Annotated in this window: 12 protein-coding genes and 4 pseudogenes; 10 read left to right on the top strand and 6 right to left on the bottom strand. The window is 58.7% G+C overall.

Annotated elements, in window-relative coordinates:
• Window positions 1-14: 14 nt before the first annotated feature.
• Window positions 15-947 carry an SDR family NAD(P)-dependent oxidoreductase gene (locus tag QSK43_RS06745; RefSeq protein ID WP_332302799.1) on the top strand — a complete coding sequence of 311 codons (933 nt, stop codon included), beginning with the start codon at window positions 15-17 and terminating at the stop codon, window positions 945-947.
• Between the two features lie 139 nt (window positions 948-1,086).
• On the opposite strand, the gene QSK43_RS06740 is transcribed toward QSK43_RS06745, so the two are convergent.
• Window positions 1,087-1,683 carry a mobile mystery protein B gene (locus tag QSK43_RS06740; RefSeq protein ID WP_332302798.1) on the bottom strand — a complete coding sequence of 199 codons (597 nt, stop codon included), beginning with the start codon at window positions 1,681-1,683 and terminating at the stop codon, window positions 1,087-1,089.
• The gene (locus QSK43_RS06735) at window positions 1,680-2,141 is read right to left on the bottom strand and encodes a mobile mystery protein A (protein ID WP_332302797.1); all 462 of its coding nucleotides are present in this window, start codon (window positions 2,139-2,141) and stop codon (window positions 1,680-1,682) included. Before QSK43_RS06735 ends, QSK43_RS06740 begins: the two co-directional genes overlap by 4 nt.
• Window positions 2,142-2,676: 535 nt before the next feature.
• On the opposite strand from QSK43_RS06735, the gene QSK43_RS06730 reads away from it, so the two are divergent.
• On the top strand, window positions 2,677-2,928 hold the full coding sequence (locus tag QSK43_RS06730; RefSeq protein WP_038496287.1) for an antitoxin: 252 nt from the start codon (window positions 2,677-2,679) through the stop codon (window positions 2,926-2,928).
• Window positions 2,925-3,235: pseudogene (locus tag QSK43_RS06725) on the top strand (type II toxin-antitoxin system RelE/ParE family toxin). The gene QSK43_RS06730 and the pseudogene QSK43_RS06725 overlap by 4 nt, the downstream one beginning before the upstream one ends.
• Window positions 3,236-3,389: 154 nt before the next feature.
• Here QSK43_RS06725 and QSK43_RS06720 read toward each other — a convergent pair.
• Window positions 3,390-4,298 (bottom strand): nucleotidyltransferase and HEPN domain-containing protein, encoded by a 909-nt coding sequence (locus QSK43_RS06720; RefSeq protein WP_332302796.1) that lies wholly within the window; start codon window positions 4,296-4,298, stop codon window positions 3,390-3,392.
• A 180-nt stretch (window positions 4,299-4,478) separates the two neighbouring features.
• On the opposite strand from QSK43_RS06720, the pseudogene QSK43_RS27115 reads away from it, so the two are divergent.
• Window positions 4,479-4,877, top strand: a pseudogene (locus QSK43_RS27115) (Lrp/AsnC family transcriptional regulator); the annotation flags it as partial.
• A 189-nt stretch (window positions 4,878-5,066) separates the two neighbouring features.
• On the opposite strand, the gene QSK43_RS06705 reads toward QSK43_RS27115, so the two are convergent.
• Together QSK43_RS06705 and QSK43_RS06700 are read right to left on the bottom strand one after the other, a co-directional pair.
• Window positions 5,067-5,474 carry a hypothetical protein gene (locus QSK43_RS06705; RefSeq protein WP_332302795.1) on the bottom strand — a complete coding sequence of 136 codons (408 nt, stop codon included), beginning with the start codon at window positions 5,472-5,474 and terminating at the stop codon, window positions 5,067-5,069.
• Between the two features lie 793 nt (window positions 5,475-6,267).
• Complete coding sequence (locus QSK43_RS06700; protein ID WP_332302794.1) at window positions 6,268-7,704, bottom strand: MFS transporter; 1,437 nt, start codon at window positions 7,702-7,704, stop codon at window positions 6,268-6,270.
• Between the two features lie 104 nt (window positions 7,705-7,808).
• Between QSK43_RS06700 and QSK43_RS06695 the strand changes: the two genes are divergently transcribed.
• Window positions 7,809-8,423, top strand: a complete 615-nt coding sequence (locus tag QSK43_RS06695) for a TetR/AcrR family transcriptional regulator (protein ID WP_332302793.1) — start codon at window positions 7,809-7,811, stop codon at window positions 8,421-8,423.
• A 184-nt stretch (window positions 8,424-8,607) separates the two neighbouring features.
• A pseudogene (locus tag QSK43_RS27110) lies at window positions 8,608-8,763 on the top strand (hypothetical protein); the annotation flags it as partial.
• Between the two features lie 379 nt (window positions 8,764-9,142).
• Here the strand turns inward: QSK43_RS27110 and QSK43_RS06685 are convergent.
• Window positions 9,143-9,487 carry a hypothetical protein gene (locus tag QSK43_RS06685; RefSeq protein WP_332302792.1) on the bottom strand — a complete coding sequence of 115 codons (345 nt, stop codon included), beginning with the start codon at window positions 9,485-9,487 and terminating at the stop codon, window positions 9,143-9,145.
• A 120-nt stretch (window positions 9,488-9,607) separates the two neighbouring features.
• Between QSK43_RS06685 and QSK43_RS06680 the strand changes: the two are divergent.
• The 4 genes and pseudogenes from QSK43_RS06680 to xylB all read left to right on the top strand — a co-directional run.
• A pseudogene (locus tag QSK43_RS06680) lies at window positions 9,608-9,727 on the top strand (ethanolamine utilization protein); the annotation flags it as partial.
• 381 nt (window positions 9,728-10,108) lie between these two features.
• A complete protein-coding gene (locus QSK43_RS06675) occupies window positions 10,109-11,044 on the top strand; it encodes a sugar-binding transcriptional regulator (RefSeq protein WP_332302791.1) in 936 nt (311 codons plus the stop codon).
• Between the two features lie 161 nt (window positions 11,045-11,205).
• On the top strand, window positions 11,206-11,814 hold the full coding sequence (locus QSK43_RS06670; protein WP_332302790.1) for an SIS domain-containing protein: 609 nt from the start codon (window positions 11,206-11,208) through the stop codon (window positions 11,812-11,814).
• Between the two features lie 4 nt (window positions 11,815-11,818).
• Window positions 11,819-13,264, top strand: a complete 1,446-nt coding sequence (gene xylB, locus QSK43_RS06665; RefSeq protein WP_332302789.1) for a xylulokinase — start codon at window positions 11,819-11,821, stop codon at window positions 13,262-13,264.
• Window positions 13,265-13,266: the final 2 nt, after the last annotated feature.

The following is a 13,266-nucleotide window of genomic DNA, read 5'->3' as shown; positions in this document are numbered from 1 at the left end:
CATATGTCAACTAAATGCACATAGTGGATATATATCAACCAAGCGCGGTCTTGCAAATGCCTCAGCGTCCGAAAGTTCTCATCACAGGTGCCACCGACGGAATCGGTCAACTCGCAGCAATAGAGCTGGCACGAAAGGGAGCCGATCTCATTCTGACGGCGAGAAGCCAATCGAAGGCAGCCGCCACGCGCGCGCTGATTGAGGCTGCCGCGCCGGGTGCGGCCGTTGATGTGTTCTACGCGGACTTCTGCGATCTCCGAGCCGTGGTCGCGGTCGGCAGAGCCATCGCCGCCCGGCATCCGCGTATCGACGTGCTGATCAACAACGCTGGTCTGCATGCCTTCCAGCAGCGCATCACCAAGGACGGTTTTGCCGAAATGATGGCCGTGAACTATTTCGCGCCATGGCTTCTGACATCGGTACTGCGTGACACGCTGGTGCGGTCAGCTCCTGCCCGCATTGTCACCGTAGCATCGGAAGCGTCTCGCCAAAGCGGCGAGCTCGACATCTACGCGGATCTTCTGGATACCGCACCCTTCACGGCTCGTGGATCATCAAAGATCTACGGTCGCACCAAGCTGCTGGATATCATGTTCTCGCTGGAGCTCGCGCGACAGCTCGAAGGCACCGGGGTGGCTGTGAACTGCCTGGATCCCGGTTTCAATGTTACGAGCCTAGGCCGCGAGCTTGGATTCTCGGGTCCGCTCGCCAAGGCCCTGAACTGGCTTGGGATCGGAGATCCGAACCGTGGTGCCGGGATCATCGCGCGGCTCGCGACCGGTCCTGAATTTGGCGTCAAAACTGGCCACTACGTCTCTGTCAAAAATGCCAGATCGCTGACGCCTATTGCGCCCGGGAACAGCGAGGAACAACGCGGTAGACTTTGGATTTCGACTGCTCGACTTCTCGGTCCTTTCCTGATGACGGACGATGGAGTCGGCTTGTAGATTGTAGGAGTTTATGCTTCCGAGATGGTGGGTAGTCGGTTTGTTCGAATATTCGCGCGTGCTGCTCAAACTTACCGGAAGGCATAGGTCACGAGTTCGGACCTCATCAAGGTGAATGATACGCACGAGGCGGCGCCTGTCAGGTGCGTGCGAATTCCAGCAGCGGCGCTATATCATGATTGTCTGCTGCGCGCAGGTTTGCGACGTATCGAGCGCGTAATTCGCTAACGTCGCCCAGACTGCCGCCACCCCAACTGAAACGCTCGCCGCCAAGACGTTCGATCAGAAGGTCGGCCGCCAGGCGAGCGTGACGGCCATTTCCATTCGGAAACGGGTGGATCGCGACCAGGCGATGGTGGAACCTTATCGCAATCTCGTCCGGCGGAAATGTCTCGTGGTCGATCCAGTAACGGATGTCGCTCAACAAGCCTGCAAGCTCCACTCCGATACGGTAAGCCCCGACGCCGATGTTGCGCTCCGTCTTTCGGAATGTGCCGGCCCACTCCCAGACATCTCCGAACATCCGCTTGTGCAGTGTTCTGATGAAGTCTTCGCTGAGCATTCGCTCCAGCGAGACACGCCGGCGGCCGCGCACCCACGCCGCACCTTCTACAATGTTTTCCTGTTCCGCCTCGTTGAGGTCGCGACGGTGTGTTATCCATGTCTGAAGCAATCCCTCGCGCTCATTTGGCTGAAGGGGTGTGGCGTCCTCAGGCTCCTGAAATAGGTCTGTCATGTCTCGTTCCAGAGGTCGCGCTCGGAGAGTCTGTCGCGAATGTATGCTTGGACGCGGGATTCGAAGTCCGACTCGCCCGTGCCTTGAGCTTCGAGCCGCATCGTATGCGCGACGCGCTGAAGCTCGCGCGTTGCGATTTTCCGCGCGCGCGCCTCGATGACTGCCTCAAGTGAACTGTTTGGAACGAGGGCATAGACGAGCGTGCAATCCAGCGCCTCAGCTGCGCGACGTAAGGTGTTGAGTTGAATTGTGCCTGCGGCTTCCGACTTCTCGATGGCTTCAACAGTTTGAGGTCGCACACCAATGCGTGTGCCGAGCTGCGTGCCCGTCATTCCGAGCGCGTCGCGGAGTGCGCGCACCCATCCCTTTGGCGGCGCCCTGAATCGGTCAATAGGTTGGAGCGCTCGAAGTCTTTCATCGAGCCGCAGCCGCCCCTTCTTTCGAGTGTCGCTTTTCATGCATTAACCTCAGACTGTAAACTGATTACGATGGAGGTTCTATCAGTATACAGTCTGATTATCAATGTGTGTAAATCAGCTGCTAATATGTTTCTTGATTCACAGAATCAGTCTGTGATCTGGTAATCTTGACTCAAAATCAGTCTGAAGCATGATCAATGAGTGATTGATGGTCGACACACCTCCCATCCAAATTTCCCGTTAATACGTTCTCCCGTGATCTTTCTTCGGCCCGGACGAACAGCGGCTACTACCGGGATAGGGACGATCGCTGACATGGACCGACATCTTCAACTGCCGCTGTGAGATGTTTCCTGTCCACGACAAACAACAGGGTCGAAAGTTCGAATCCGTTCAAGAGCTTAAAACGCACACGTCCATTGATTGGTAAGGATTGTGCTCGAGCGGAGGAAGGTAGGGGGATCAGAGTCTCCGAAATAGCAAAGCCCTCCAAGCGACATCGGGCAAGCATCAGCGGTGGCTACAAAACTACATATGTGTTAATGTGGGTTTTCTCAATTTAGGAGTGCGTTAGATGAGCCGATTGACGATCGACATAACGGATCAACAACATCAAAGCCTGAAGGCGCTGGCAGCATTGCAAGGCAAGACAATCAAGCAGTATGCGCTTGAGCGCCTCTTCCCCGGTGACGCAGATGCAGAGCGAGCCTGGGAGGAGTTGAAGACTTTGATGAACATGCGCGTCAATGAGGGGCTTGCCGGGAGACTGTCGACCAAAACTGTAGGGGAAATCCTTGACGAGGAGGTTTCCGAGGGTCGCGTTTGACTGCCTATATTCTTACCGCGGAAGCGGAATCAGATCTACGTTCGGTAATCCGCTACACACATACGCAATGGAGTGCTGCGCAGGTACGCCGCTAGTCTCGGGTTTGGAGCGAGGTATCGCAACCCTTGCCGAGGGCACAGGTTCGTTCAAGGATATGAGTGCGCTTCATCCGGCGTTAAGGATGGCGCGATGCCAGCACCACTACGTCTTTTGTCTGCCTCGTGAGGATGCGCCCGCCCTCATCGTAGCGATTTTTCACGAACGAATGGATCTGATGAAGCGTTTGGTGGATCGTCTGAAAAAATGACGTTCGGGCGGAGGCGAGATTATGTGAGCGCAAGACCGACGAATCGTCGTTATTGCGTGGCCGAAAAACGGGTCGTCAGTTCTGATCCCTTCAAGAGCGAAACCGGCCAAAACCAGGCGGTTGTGCTATCCCGGCAGCCGTTGCATCACCGCCGTCAGGACTTCGCTACCTGCTGCAGTTTGTTTATGTGCTCGCGGCAGAGCGCCTCAATCAGGGCGTGAAGTTCTGCCGTTCGGTCCTGAAGCCAGGCGAGTGCCTCTTCGGAAATTTCGAAACGCTTCGAATAGCGCGCTTTGACGTAGGCCTCATTGAGAATGTTGTACCATGCGCTGAACCGCTGATGGTCCCTCGGCCATATGTCGACCAAACGGCGGTCGCGATCCTCCGAAAGTCCGCGCAGAAATTTGAGATTGTGCGATGCGGGGGTATAGTTAGTGAGCGTCAACAGATAACAGGAGTAGGCAGTTTCCACCGCCTGGTGAAGTATGAAAGCTGCGTGATTTGGTTGATCATCCGCTATTGCGTACCGTGCTAACTGAAGGAAGTAGCTCGCACTGCTGAATTGCTTTCCAAAATGCTCCTCCGCCACTCTTAGGGCATCGGCAGGGCTGAGAGGCTTGGGCTCGGCGAGCGGTCGGTCATCGAATTCGTAGAGAACTATGCCTTCCCGGGCGAGATCAACGAAGAAGGGTTGGCCGTCATGCAGGAAGTTGCTGATCTCGCGGGCGCCATGCATTATCAGACCAACGGGTGTTTCGATCTCCTTGTCCCACATCAGCCGGTCAGTGGCTTTGTCCCAGTATTTGGGATCGGCCAGTTCCTTGTTGCTGACGATGACGAGAATATCGAAATCCGATCGATAACCTTTCGATGTGTGCGGCTCGTCCACCCAGGTGCCACGAGCGTAAGAACCGAACAGGATGATTTTATAAATCCGCCCGTCTTTCTTGGCTTCGGACTTCGAGCGCTCCACAATGCCGGCGAACTCTTCGTGGATGATCCGGACGGCCCTTTCCAGTTCGCGCTGCTTCGTCTGCGGAAGATGTCCGATATCCGTTTTCATAGCCTCACCATCGATTCTTCTGAACAGCCATCCTAACCGTGATCGGCTGGCTATTGCTACTCCACATTGTTGTAAGGGTTGAGGGGCTAGGACGCCATTTTTCGGTTTAGGATCGAGGTCTGTCGGAATAAGAATACATGAACTACCTCCTGGTGGTCCAAGTTTTCGTCCGCACCCCCCCTTGATTCCGATGCGCGTTTGTCGATGAGCGAGCTTGCCCGGCTTGTCGGCATGTCCGCACCGAGCGTCTCGGAGCGCGTCCGCCGGCTTGAGGCCGCCGGCGTCATCCGTGGCTTCACCGTCGATGTGGACACGCGCGCCATCGGCTACCAGATCAGGGCGATGGTGCGCATCCGACCGCTGCCCGGCAAACTCCACCTCGTGGAACGGCTCATTCAGGAGCGTCCGGAATTTGTCGAATGCGACAAGATCACTGGCGATGATCCATTCCTTGCCCGCCTCGTGGTCCATACCATCGAGCAGATGGACGATGTGCTTGAAGCGCTCTCCGAGCACGCCGTCACCAGTACGGCCGTCATTAAGGAAACGTCCGTCAAACGACGTTTGCCGCCCCTGTAGCGAAATCAGGCAGGCCGTCCGAAAACTCAAAATGAATTTCGCTGGGTAGAATAAGATTCCGCAGAATCAGGAATATCGCAAAACCGGCGCTCACCAGAGCGGGTATTGGACGCCAAGTTAGGAACGGTTTCTAACAAAATTTTCCGGAGCCGAATTTTCGGACAGTCTGCAGGGTTTCCGCGACAAATGCTATCGCGGCGCGAGTTCTGCCCTAACCTCGCCCAACAGCGCCATAGCACCCAGCCGCCCCAATTCATCCGAACATTTCGCACTCTTGCCGTAACAGCAGAATACAACCGTTACCCTTTCTGAAACCGGCCCAATACAGAGCAGGCCAGTATCCCCAAAGGTAGCCGTGCAGGGCACCATGCGGCGCTCTTCAAAATCCAGTTCATGAATGCGGTCAAGAATCTGTGCTTCAAGCAGCTCGGCAACTTGAACCGATCCACCCGACCGGAACCAGTTTTTGATACCGGCCTCATTTTCGAGCGGGATATCGACGGGATCACCGCCGAGCTTTAGCCAATATTGCCCGTCGGGATAGGAAATCGGCGGTAAAATGTACGGATTATTGCTCTTTGGGCCGATACATCGCATCGATGGCATCGTGGCCAGCCGCTGAGCCGCAGTGACACTGAGACGAGATATTGCCGCCGTTCGCCCCTGGACCTTAAAACCCAATGACTGTTCGAACCGCTACACCGAAGCGACTTTCGGAAAGCCAATCGCAGGTTCGGCGACGATGCCAGCGCCGGCACGCTGTGCTGCGACCGTCTATGCCCGAACCAGGCGACGCGGGCTGATATACCCGGCATCATGAGGCTCGAAATATCCCTGCACGGCCTGCGTTGATTTCAGAAATGGAAATCGCTCTGCGAGCTTTGCATCCTCGTAGCCTGGCGGAGAATGCCATTCTCCGCGGTGACTTTTGCCACAAGTGCCACGTTTGGGTTTTCGGCGTCTCCGACATGCAGCACGCCGGCTTCCCGATAAAACTCGATACCACTTTCTTCCGAAATTTAGTGGTACGGGAAATTGCAGCACGGTTCATCTGGACCCAGAATGGTTCTGTATCAAATCTTCGGGTGATGCGGTCTTCGTCACAATGGCTGCCAAAAACGCCGGTGTGACGCGAGAAGTCTTCGGGTTCATCAGGTCCAATCAGAGCCACGGCGTGGCCCATCCTGGACAGATGCGCGCAACCGCCGACCCGATCAGTTGCGTAACCCCCAACACATTCGCAGCGTGGCGGAAGTTCAGATATTCCGCAACTGCCAGTGCCTGGATCAGCGACGCGAGGGGAATGCGCGCCCCCAATGAGGTCAGCACGCCCCGTTGACGGTCGACCATTGGTGCTGAATGTCGCCGCCGCATTGCTATCCGCCTCCTGTCATTCGGCAGCAGCCTTGAGCTTGGCCGGGAGGGCAAAGGCCGCAATGAGGCTGACGAGGATGCCGGCGGCGGCCAGCCAGAAGGCGACCTCCGTGCCATCAGCCACGGCGGCGCGGAGCGCACCGCCCTCCAGCCCGCCGACATGCCGGTTGGCCAGCGCGATCAGGACGGCGAGGCCGATAGCGTTGCCGACGCTGAGCGCCGTTGAGGCCATGCCGGATGCGACACCCTGTTCGTCGTGATGCACGCCAGAGGCCGCCGCGATCCACATGCCGGTCCAGACGATGCCCTGACCGATGCCCGATACGATCAGGCCGGGCACGATGACGAGGTACCCGCTATCCGCGTTGGAACCGGGAACGAGCAGCGCGGTGCCAACCGCACCCATCACCATGCCGACGATCAGCGTGGTGCGGGTGGAAAGCCGCGTCGCCAGCCGTTCGCCAGCCTGCGTGCCGATAACGATTGCAATGGATGGCAGAAGGAACGCCCATCCGGTCTGAAGTGCGGTCAGACCCTGCACGTTCTGAAATAGCACGGTGAGGAAGTATGGCAGCGCACCGAAGGTGCCCATGTAGAGGAAGGTAATGATCATGCCGGCGACGAGGCTGCGGTTGCCGAGCAAGCGCAGCGGCATCAGCGGATCGGCACTGCGGGCTTCGATCACCAGGAAGGTGACAAGGAAGATCGCCGATAGGATGAGTGCCCAAACCACGCCTGTTGTGCCCCAGCCGACCTCCGGTCCCTCGACTAACGCGAACACCAGTGCGGTCGCGCCGATCGTCACGGTCAACGCGCCCGGCAAATCAAAGCTGCGCTTCTCATGCCGCTGCGGATCGCGCGGGATTATGAAGAAGGCTGCAATGATGGCGATGCCGGCCAGCACGACGTTGACGTAAAAGACCGCTGGCCATCCCCATGCGGCGGTCAGGAACCCGCCCGCAAGCGCGCCGATGCTGAGACCGCTCGCGCCTGCGCCACCCCATACGGCCAGCGCCCGGTTGCGCTCCGGCCCCTCGGCGAACAGGCGGTTGATGAGGGAGAGCGTCGCCGGGAACAGGAAAGCGGCCCCGATGCCTTGCACGGCGCGCGCCGCGACGATGACGGTGGGCGACGTAGCAAGTCCTCCTGCAAGCGAGGACAGCGCATATAGGCAGAGCGCGAAGACGAACATGCGCCGCTGGCCGATCAGATCGGCTGCCCGACCACCGAACAGCAGGAAGCCGCCGCAGAACACCATATAGGCGCTGACCACCCATTGCAGGGTCTTGCCCGAGAAGCCAAGGCCTGCGCCGATCTCCGGCAGGGCGACAAAAACGATGTTGATATCCAACGAATAGATGAGCTGGGCGAAGGCGAGCAGCGCCAGCGCCGCACCCCTTCGCCCGCTAATGCTAGATGCCGGTACTGCGCCGGCATGATCCGATGCGGTCATGTCAAACTCCATGATGACAATTCTTTGTCGATCATCAAAGAATATAACCTTGCATCGCGCGGTCAAGCGAATTATTTGTTGGTCATTCAAGAATGGAGGAAGCGATGGCGGGACGCCCGCGAGAGTTCGACCGGCATGCGGCATTGGCAAAGGCGCGCGATGCCTTCTGGTCGCGCGGCTATGAAGGCGTGTCGATGGCCGATCTGGTCGAGACGCTGGGGATCGCCTCGGCGCGTATCTATGCGGCCTTCGGATCGAAGGAGACGCTATTTCTGGAAGCGGTCGCGCTCTACGACGAAGGCGAAGGCGGCTTTGCCACGCGCGCGCTAGCGGAGGAACCGACAGCGATGCGGGCCATTGAGCGGAGCCTGCGCGAAGCGGTCGAGACCTATACTCAAAAAGGGCGGCCCCAAGGCTGCATGGTGGTGTCGGCTGCAACCAACTGCGCGGCCGAGAATGACAATGTGCGCGAGTTCTTGGCCGACTACCGCCGCCGCCGCACTGCCTCGCTTGTCGAGCGTCTGAAGCGTGCAGTGGCGGAAGGCGAACTGCGGTCGGACACAGATGCGCAGATGCTCGGAGACCACTATGCCACTGTCCTGCACGGCTTCTCCGTGCAGGCACGCGATGGTGTATCGCGAACGCGGCTACTGGCGACGATCCCCACCGCGATGCTGGCAATCCAGACCGTATCGATAGCGCAACGCTCCCAAGCATAACCGGGTCAGAACAAGATCTGTTCCGAGAGGCACGCTAAGATCGAATGGAGCGTGAACTCTCGTCACGAACACGCATAATCGTTTGCCGGGGGGGGGGGGGCAAATTTCCGGGCTATTGCCGACACGCTCGTACCTTTTGCGAGTTCATCTCGGGCTTCTTGCTTCTGCTTCTGGGTAACCATCGGGCAATGACGTGATCCGCGGCGGGCTCGGAAATGACACCCTGCAAGGCGGGGCGGGCAGTGCTGCGGGGCTCGATCTCTGCATCCATGTCGTGCGGAAGGATTTTGGGGCGAAAGCTGCCAACAGCGTTGCCCGCCGGCTCGTCGTTGCCGCCCACAGTGCAATCGTCGAGGTGGGACACAAACTGAAGATGGTGTAGATGGGCTTGCAGTTCTGTCATAGGCCGTGAACTGAGAGAACCACTGTCACCCCGTAAGCGGGGATGCTGCTTCCTAGGGATGGCGCACCTGCGTTAGAGGCTCAGCGCGTCCAAGGCGGCGGTCGAAACCTGGCGCACAACTCCGCGCTTGCACCTGCGCGGCAAGGGCATACGCGCGGATGTGATGTCACCATATCTACAAGGCCAGGGTCTTCGCAGTTTCGACCGTCCGGCTCGACTGGAGCGGCCGGGAAGACCGTGTGGACTGATTAACCTTCCTCTAAGATTTAGGGCAGACAATGAGTGTCAGTGATGGCGCGTTCGGCGCAGGCCGCGGCTAGTTATCGGGTATGTTCAAGTCCCCAGAGCCTTTCCAGTAGTGATCGATGATGTGCCTACAGTTCGTGACGACGCGTTCGCCGATTTCGGGGTCACCACCTTCGAGGGTATCAGGATTGCCGCCGCTCAGGCGCACGAAGGTCACCTGCTGGACGGTGAAGGTGAAGTAGTCGGAGCTCGTAGGCTCAAATTCCAGTCCGGCTTCTTGAAACTTGTCGGCCACTTCGGCCACCGCATCCTCTATGGCTTTGAACACCTTTTCGAGCATCCTGCGCTCGGCCGCTTCTCTGATCGCGAGGTACTGCCGCTGTTCCGGTGTTGGAACGGAGCAAGTCTTGGTCATGCATGTCTCCATATTCGGTCGCTCTTGGCTGCGTTGGCGTTCTGCCCTACCTTCAATTGCGAAAAAGGAGGAAGCAATGGTGGTTCAGAAATTCAGCCTATCCGACGCCGAGTTGGTCAAGTCACCGGGACGATGGCCGTACACGACACGATGATCATCCTTGAGGGTCGTCTGTCCATTTCAACGGTCGACGGTACCGTGACGGCTGGACCGAGCGACATCGTTTATATGCCCAAGGGAGGAAACCACCAAAGCACGTTCACTTCGAATCACCGTTCGATAAACTGTTGACGTCGCGCGGCAATGCAGCTGCAACGCCATCGAAGTCTAGGTGAAGTCTCCTTCAATAGTTTGGAGCTTCGCCTCGTCGGTGACGAGCCGCTGCCGTCTCCTATCGATCACCTCAAGGCGGCTCTCCAGCGTCGGAAAGCTGCCCTTCACCTGTCCGTAGGATATAGCGAAAGATTCACATCACGCCCTCAGGCGGCGGCGACGAATATTACCGAAGAATGTCGGATTACGGATACACGAACTGCCGCCAGGTTGCTCTACGCCAGACAGCTTTTCGGTGCTACAATGAGCGTCGATTGGTTCAGATGAGCATCGATGGGAGCTATCAGGGTGACGAGACGACCACTTCAAAAGATACAGGCATCGCTGGTTGCCCGGCGATTCTATCTCCAGCAGCATACGAAATCCCAGATCGCCGACGAACTAGGTATCTCCCGGTTCAAGGTTGCGCGGTTGCTGGATACCGCGCTTGCGGAGGGCATTGTCACCATTGCAATCAATGAGCAGGGAGATCTGCAAACCGAACTCGCCGAGAGTCTCCGGCAGAAATTCAATCTCAAGGCAGCTCTTGTTTTGGATGGTCCAGAGCTGGCAGCGGGAGCCCTGATTGAGCCACTGGGGGTGCTTGCTGCCGAGTTTCTCGAGGAAACTCTTGCCGATGGACAATTGCTCGGGATCGCCTGGGGGCGGACGCTCGCGGCCACGGCGCGCGCCTTGACGAGCCTCCCGAAAGTAGACGTCGTCCAGGCTGCCGGCAGTCCCGCCGGACTGGATTTCGCTCAAAATCCGGTGGAACTGGTTCACCGCTTCGCCCGGGCAAGCGGGGGCACCGCGTTTCCCCTCTTCGGCCCAATGTGGGTAGAGGACCCAAACCTTGTTGAGCGATTGCGCAATGAGCCGTCGGTTGCGACTGCCATGTCGAAGTATGACGCCATTGACGTGTTCATCGTCGGCATTGGGTCATGGCAACCTGCGGAATCGTGCCTGGCGTCGGGTTTTCCCGAGGAGTGGCGCGTCGAAGCACTGCGGCAAGGCGTCTGCGCCGATCTCTGCGCCACCTTGATCGACGCGAAAGGTAGCGAAGTGCCTAACAGGCTCGATGACGTTGGCTTGAGCCTCACCAGCCGTCAGCTGCGCGCTATTCCGGAGGTGATCGGCGTGGGCGGCGGCCTCGAGAAAACGGAAGCCATCCGTGCTGCTCTTCGCGGAGGGTGGCTGAAGACCCTTATTACGGATGCTGGCGTTGCAAGGCGGCTGCTAGCCTGATCGACTACCCATTCGATGTTTCTGAGGCAGGGAATTCACTGTTTGATATCTCTTGCTTTAATGCGCTCAAATGAGCGAAGTTACGCTCACTTGACGAATATTACCGACTGCGTTAAAACCTCTCTCACAGGGAGGCAGTCATGCACACATCACAGAATTGGATGGACCGCGCGAAAGACGTGATCCGGGCTGATGCCGCGGCAATCCTCGGCGCACTGGACGGGATCGATGAAACCATCGTCACCGTCGCCGAGATGTTTGTATCGTGCAAAGGCAAGATCCTGGTGACGGGCAGTGGCACCTCCGGTGCTATCGCCAGCCGCGCCGCACATCTGCTGTCAGTCGGTGGAACACCGGCCTTCTATCTTTCGCCGACGGACGGTCTGCACGGCGGACTCGGCGTACTTCAGAAAGAAGATCTTGTGCTTGCCCTGTCCAAGGGAGGCAGTTCGGCTGAGCTCAACGAATTTTGCGAGCGTGCCAAAACGCTGTGCGCGGGACTCATCTCGATCACCGCCTCGCCGGAATCTCCGCTCGGTAAGATGTCGGATCATGTGATCCGCCTGACGGTTCCCGCCGACTCGGATCTTGGCGCTGTCGTGGCGACAGGAAGCTCTCTAGCTACGGCCGCTATCACGGATGCACTTGTCGAAGTGTGCCGCGTCGGCAGAGGTTATGGCTGGGATAAAATACTCTACACGCATCCCTCTGGTGCTGTCGGCCGCGATGCCGTCGACAGTCTCAAGCGTCTTCAGGAAGCACAGGATTAAGGCGATGAAGCGCGATCTTGTTGCCGGTATAGACTCCTCCACCCAGTCCTGCACGGTCGTGCTCAGGCTGGCTGAAGACGGCGCGTTCGTTGCGGAAGCTCGCGCACCGCATCCGGTGACAACGCCGCCAAGAAGCGAACAGTCTCCCCTGACCTGGTGGGGCGCTTTTCTGGCTGCAATGGGTCAGTTGCAGGCCTATATTCCGAGGATTGCGGCGTTATCCGTGGGCGGGCAGGGGCACGGCCTCGTCATGCTCGATGCAGCCGGCGTTCCGCTTCGCGATGCCAAGCTCTGGAACGATACCGAGTCCGCCTTCGATGCGGCTCGTCTTCTCGAACAACTCGATCCTGAGCTGTGGGCTGACCGGACGGGGTCCGTTCCGGCTGCAGCGCTGACGATCAGCAAGCTGGCATGGACGGAACGGGTCCATCCGGGGATCGTAGGCCGCGCCCATAAGATTATGCTGCCGTCAGACTATCTTGTCTACAAGCTCTCCGGCAGGGCAGTCACAGAGCGAGGCGTCTCCTCGGGTACCGGCTACTTCAATCCTTTCACCAACGCCTGGGATCCTTCCCTGGCGGAACTCGCCGCGCCTGGCATTGATTGGCCGGCGGTATTGCCCGAGATCATCGGATCCAGTGACCGCGCGGGAATGGTTCCAGTGGGACACGAGGTCAGCGGCCTTGAAGGCGCTGTCATTGGGGCGGGCTCAGGCGACAACATGACGGCTGCCCTCGGCATGGGAATTCGCCAGGGCGATGTCGTCATCTCGTTTGGCACGAGCGGAACGATCTACGGCATTAGCGACATCGGCATCAAGGATGGCACCGGTGCCATCAACGGCTACGCCGATGCCACCGGCGCCTTTCTGCCAATGGTGACAACGCTGAACTCCGCAAAGGTGACCGACGCATTTCGCCGGATCCTGAACGTCGATGCCGAGCGCTTCGACCAGCTGGCACTTGCCACACCTGCGGGATCGAACGGGGTCGTCCTCGTCCCGTACCTGGACGGCGAACGAACACCAAACCTGCCTGACGCAACCGGTAGCCTTCTCGGGCTCCGCAGTGACGTCACGCCCGGCCAGATCGCGCGTGCCGCGGTCGAGGGCGTGATCTGCGGCCTTCTTGAGGGTGGCGATCTTCTTCGGGCCAAGGGTCTGAAGTCGGACGGCCGCCTGATCGTCACCGGCGGCGCCTCCCGGTCGCTGACATATCGGCAAGTGCTCGCGGATCTTACGGGACAACCTGTATGGGCCTGCGAGCTCGCGGAAGCCGCAGCTGCTGGCGCTGCAGTACAGGCAGCCGCCGCGCTGACGGGCCGGGATGCGGCTGAAATCGCCGAGGAGTGGACGCCGACCTATAAACGGGTCGCTGAGCCGAATGTGGAGGCATTCAGCCGGGCTGCAGAGGTCAGAAGCAATTATCGAAAGGCGCGCGGGCTCGCCTGAAC

The organism is Rhizobium sp. GR12, from assembly GCF_036596185.1.
GTDB classification, from domain to species: domain Bacteria; phylum Pseudomonadota; class Alphaproteobacteria; order Rhizobiales; family Rhizobiaceae; genus Agrobacterium; species Agrobacterium nepotum.
The sequence above is the reverse complement of the archived record's forward strand: the minus strand, read 5'-3'. Positions and strand labels throughout refer to the sequence as shown.

Coding starts and splice junctions, on each gene's coding strand:
- QSK43_RS06745 (WP_332302799.1), top strand. CDS start 15: ATGCACATAGTGGATATATATCAACCAAGCGCGGTCTTGCAAATGCCT.
- QSK43_RS06740 (WP_332302798.1), bottom strand. CDS start 1,683: ATGACAGACCTATTTCAGGAGCCTGAGGACGCCACACCCCTTCAGCCA.
- QSK43_RS06735 (WP_332302797.1), bottom strand. CDS start 2,141: ATGAAAAGCGACACTCGAAAGAAGGGGCGGCTGCGGCTCGATGAAAGA.
- QSK43_RS06730 (WP_038496287.1), top strand. CDS start 2,677: ATGAGCCGATTGACGATCGACATAACGGATCAACAACATCAAAGCCTG.
- QSK43_RS06720 (WP_332302796.1), bottom strand. CDS start 4,298: ATGAAAACGGATATCGGACATCTTCCGCAGACGAAGCAGCGCGAACTG.
- QSK43_RS06705 (WP_332302795.1), bottom strand. CDS start 5,474: ATGCGATGTATCGGCCCAAAGAGCAATAATCCGTACATTTTACCGCCG.
- QSK43_RS06700 (WP_332302794.1), bottom strand. CDS start 7,704: ATGACCGCATCGGATCATGCCGGCGCAGTACCGGCATCTAGCATTAGC.
- QSK43_RS06695 (WP_332302793.1), top strand. CDS start 7,809: ATGGCGGGACGCCCGCGAGAGTTCGACCGGCATGCGGCATTGGCAAAG.
- QSK43_RS06685 (WP_332302792.1), bottom strand. CDS start 9,487: ATGACCAAGACTTGCTCCGTTCCAACACCGGAACAGCGGCAGTACCTC.
- QSK43_RS06670 (WP_332302790.1), top strand. CDS start 11,206: ATGGACCGCGCGAAAGACGTGATCCGGGCTGATGCCGCGGCAATCCTC.
- xylB (WP_332302789.1), top strand. CDS start 11,819: ATGAAGCGCGATCTTGTTGCCGGTATAGACTCCTCCACCCAGTCCTGC.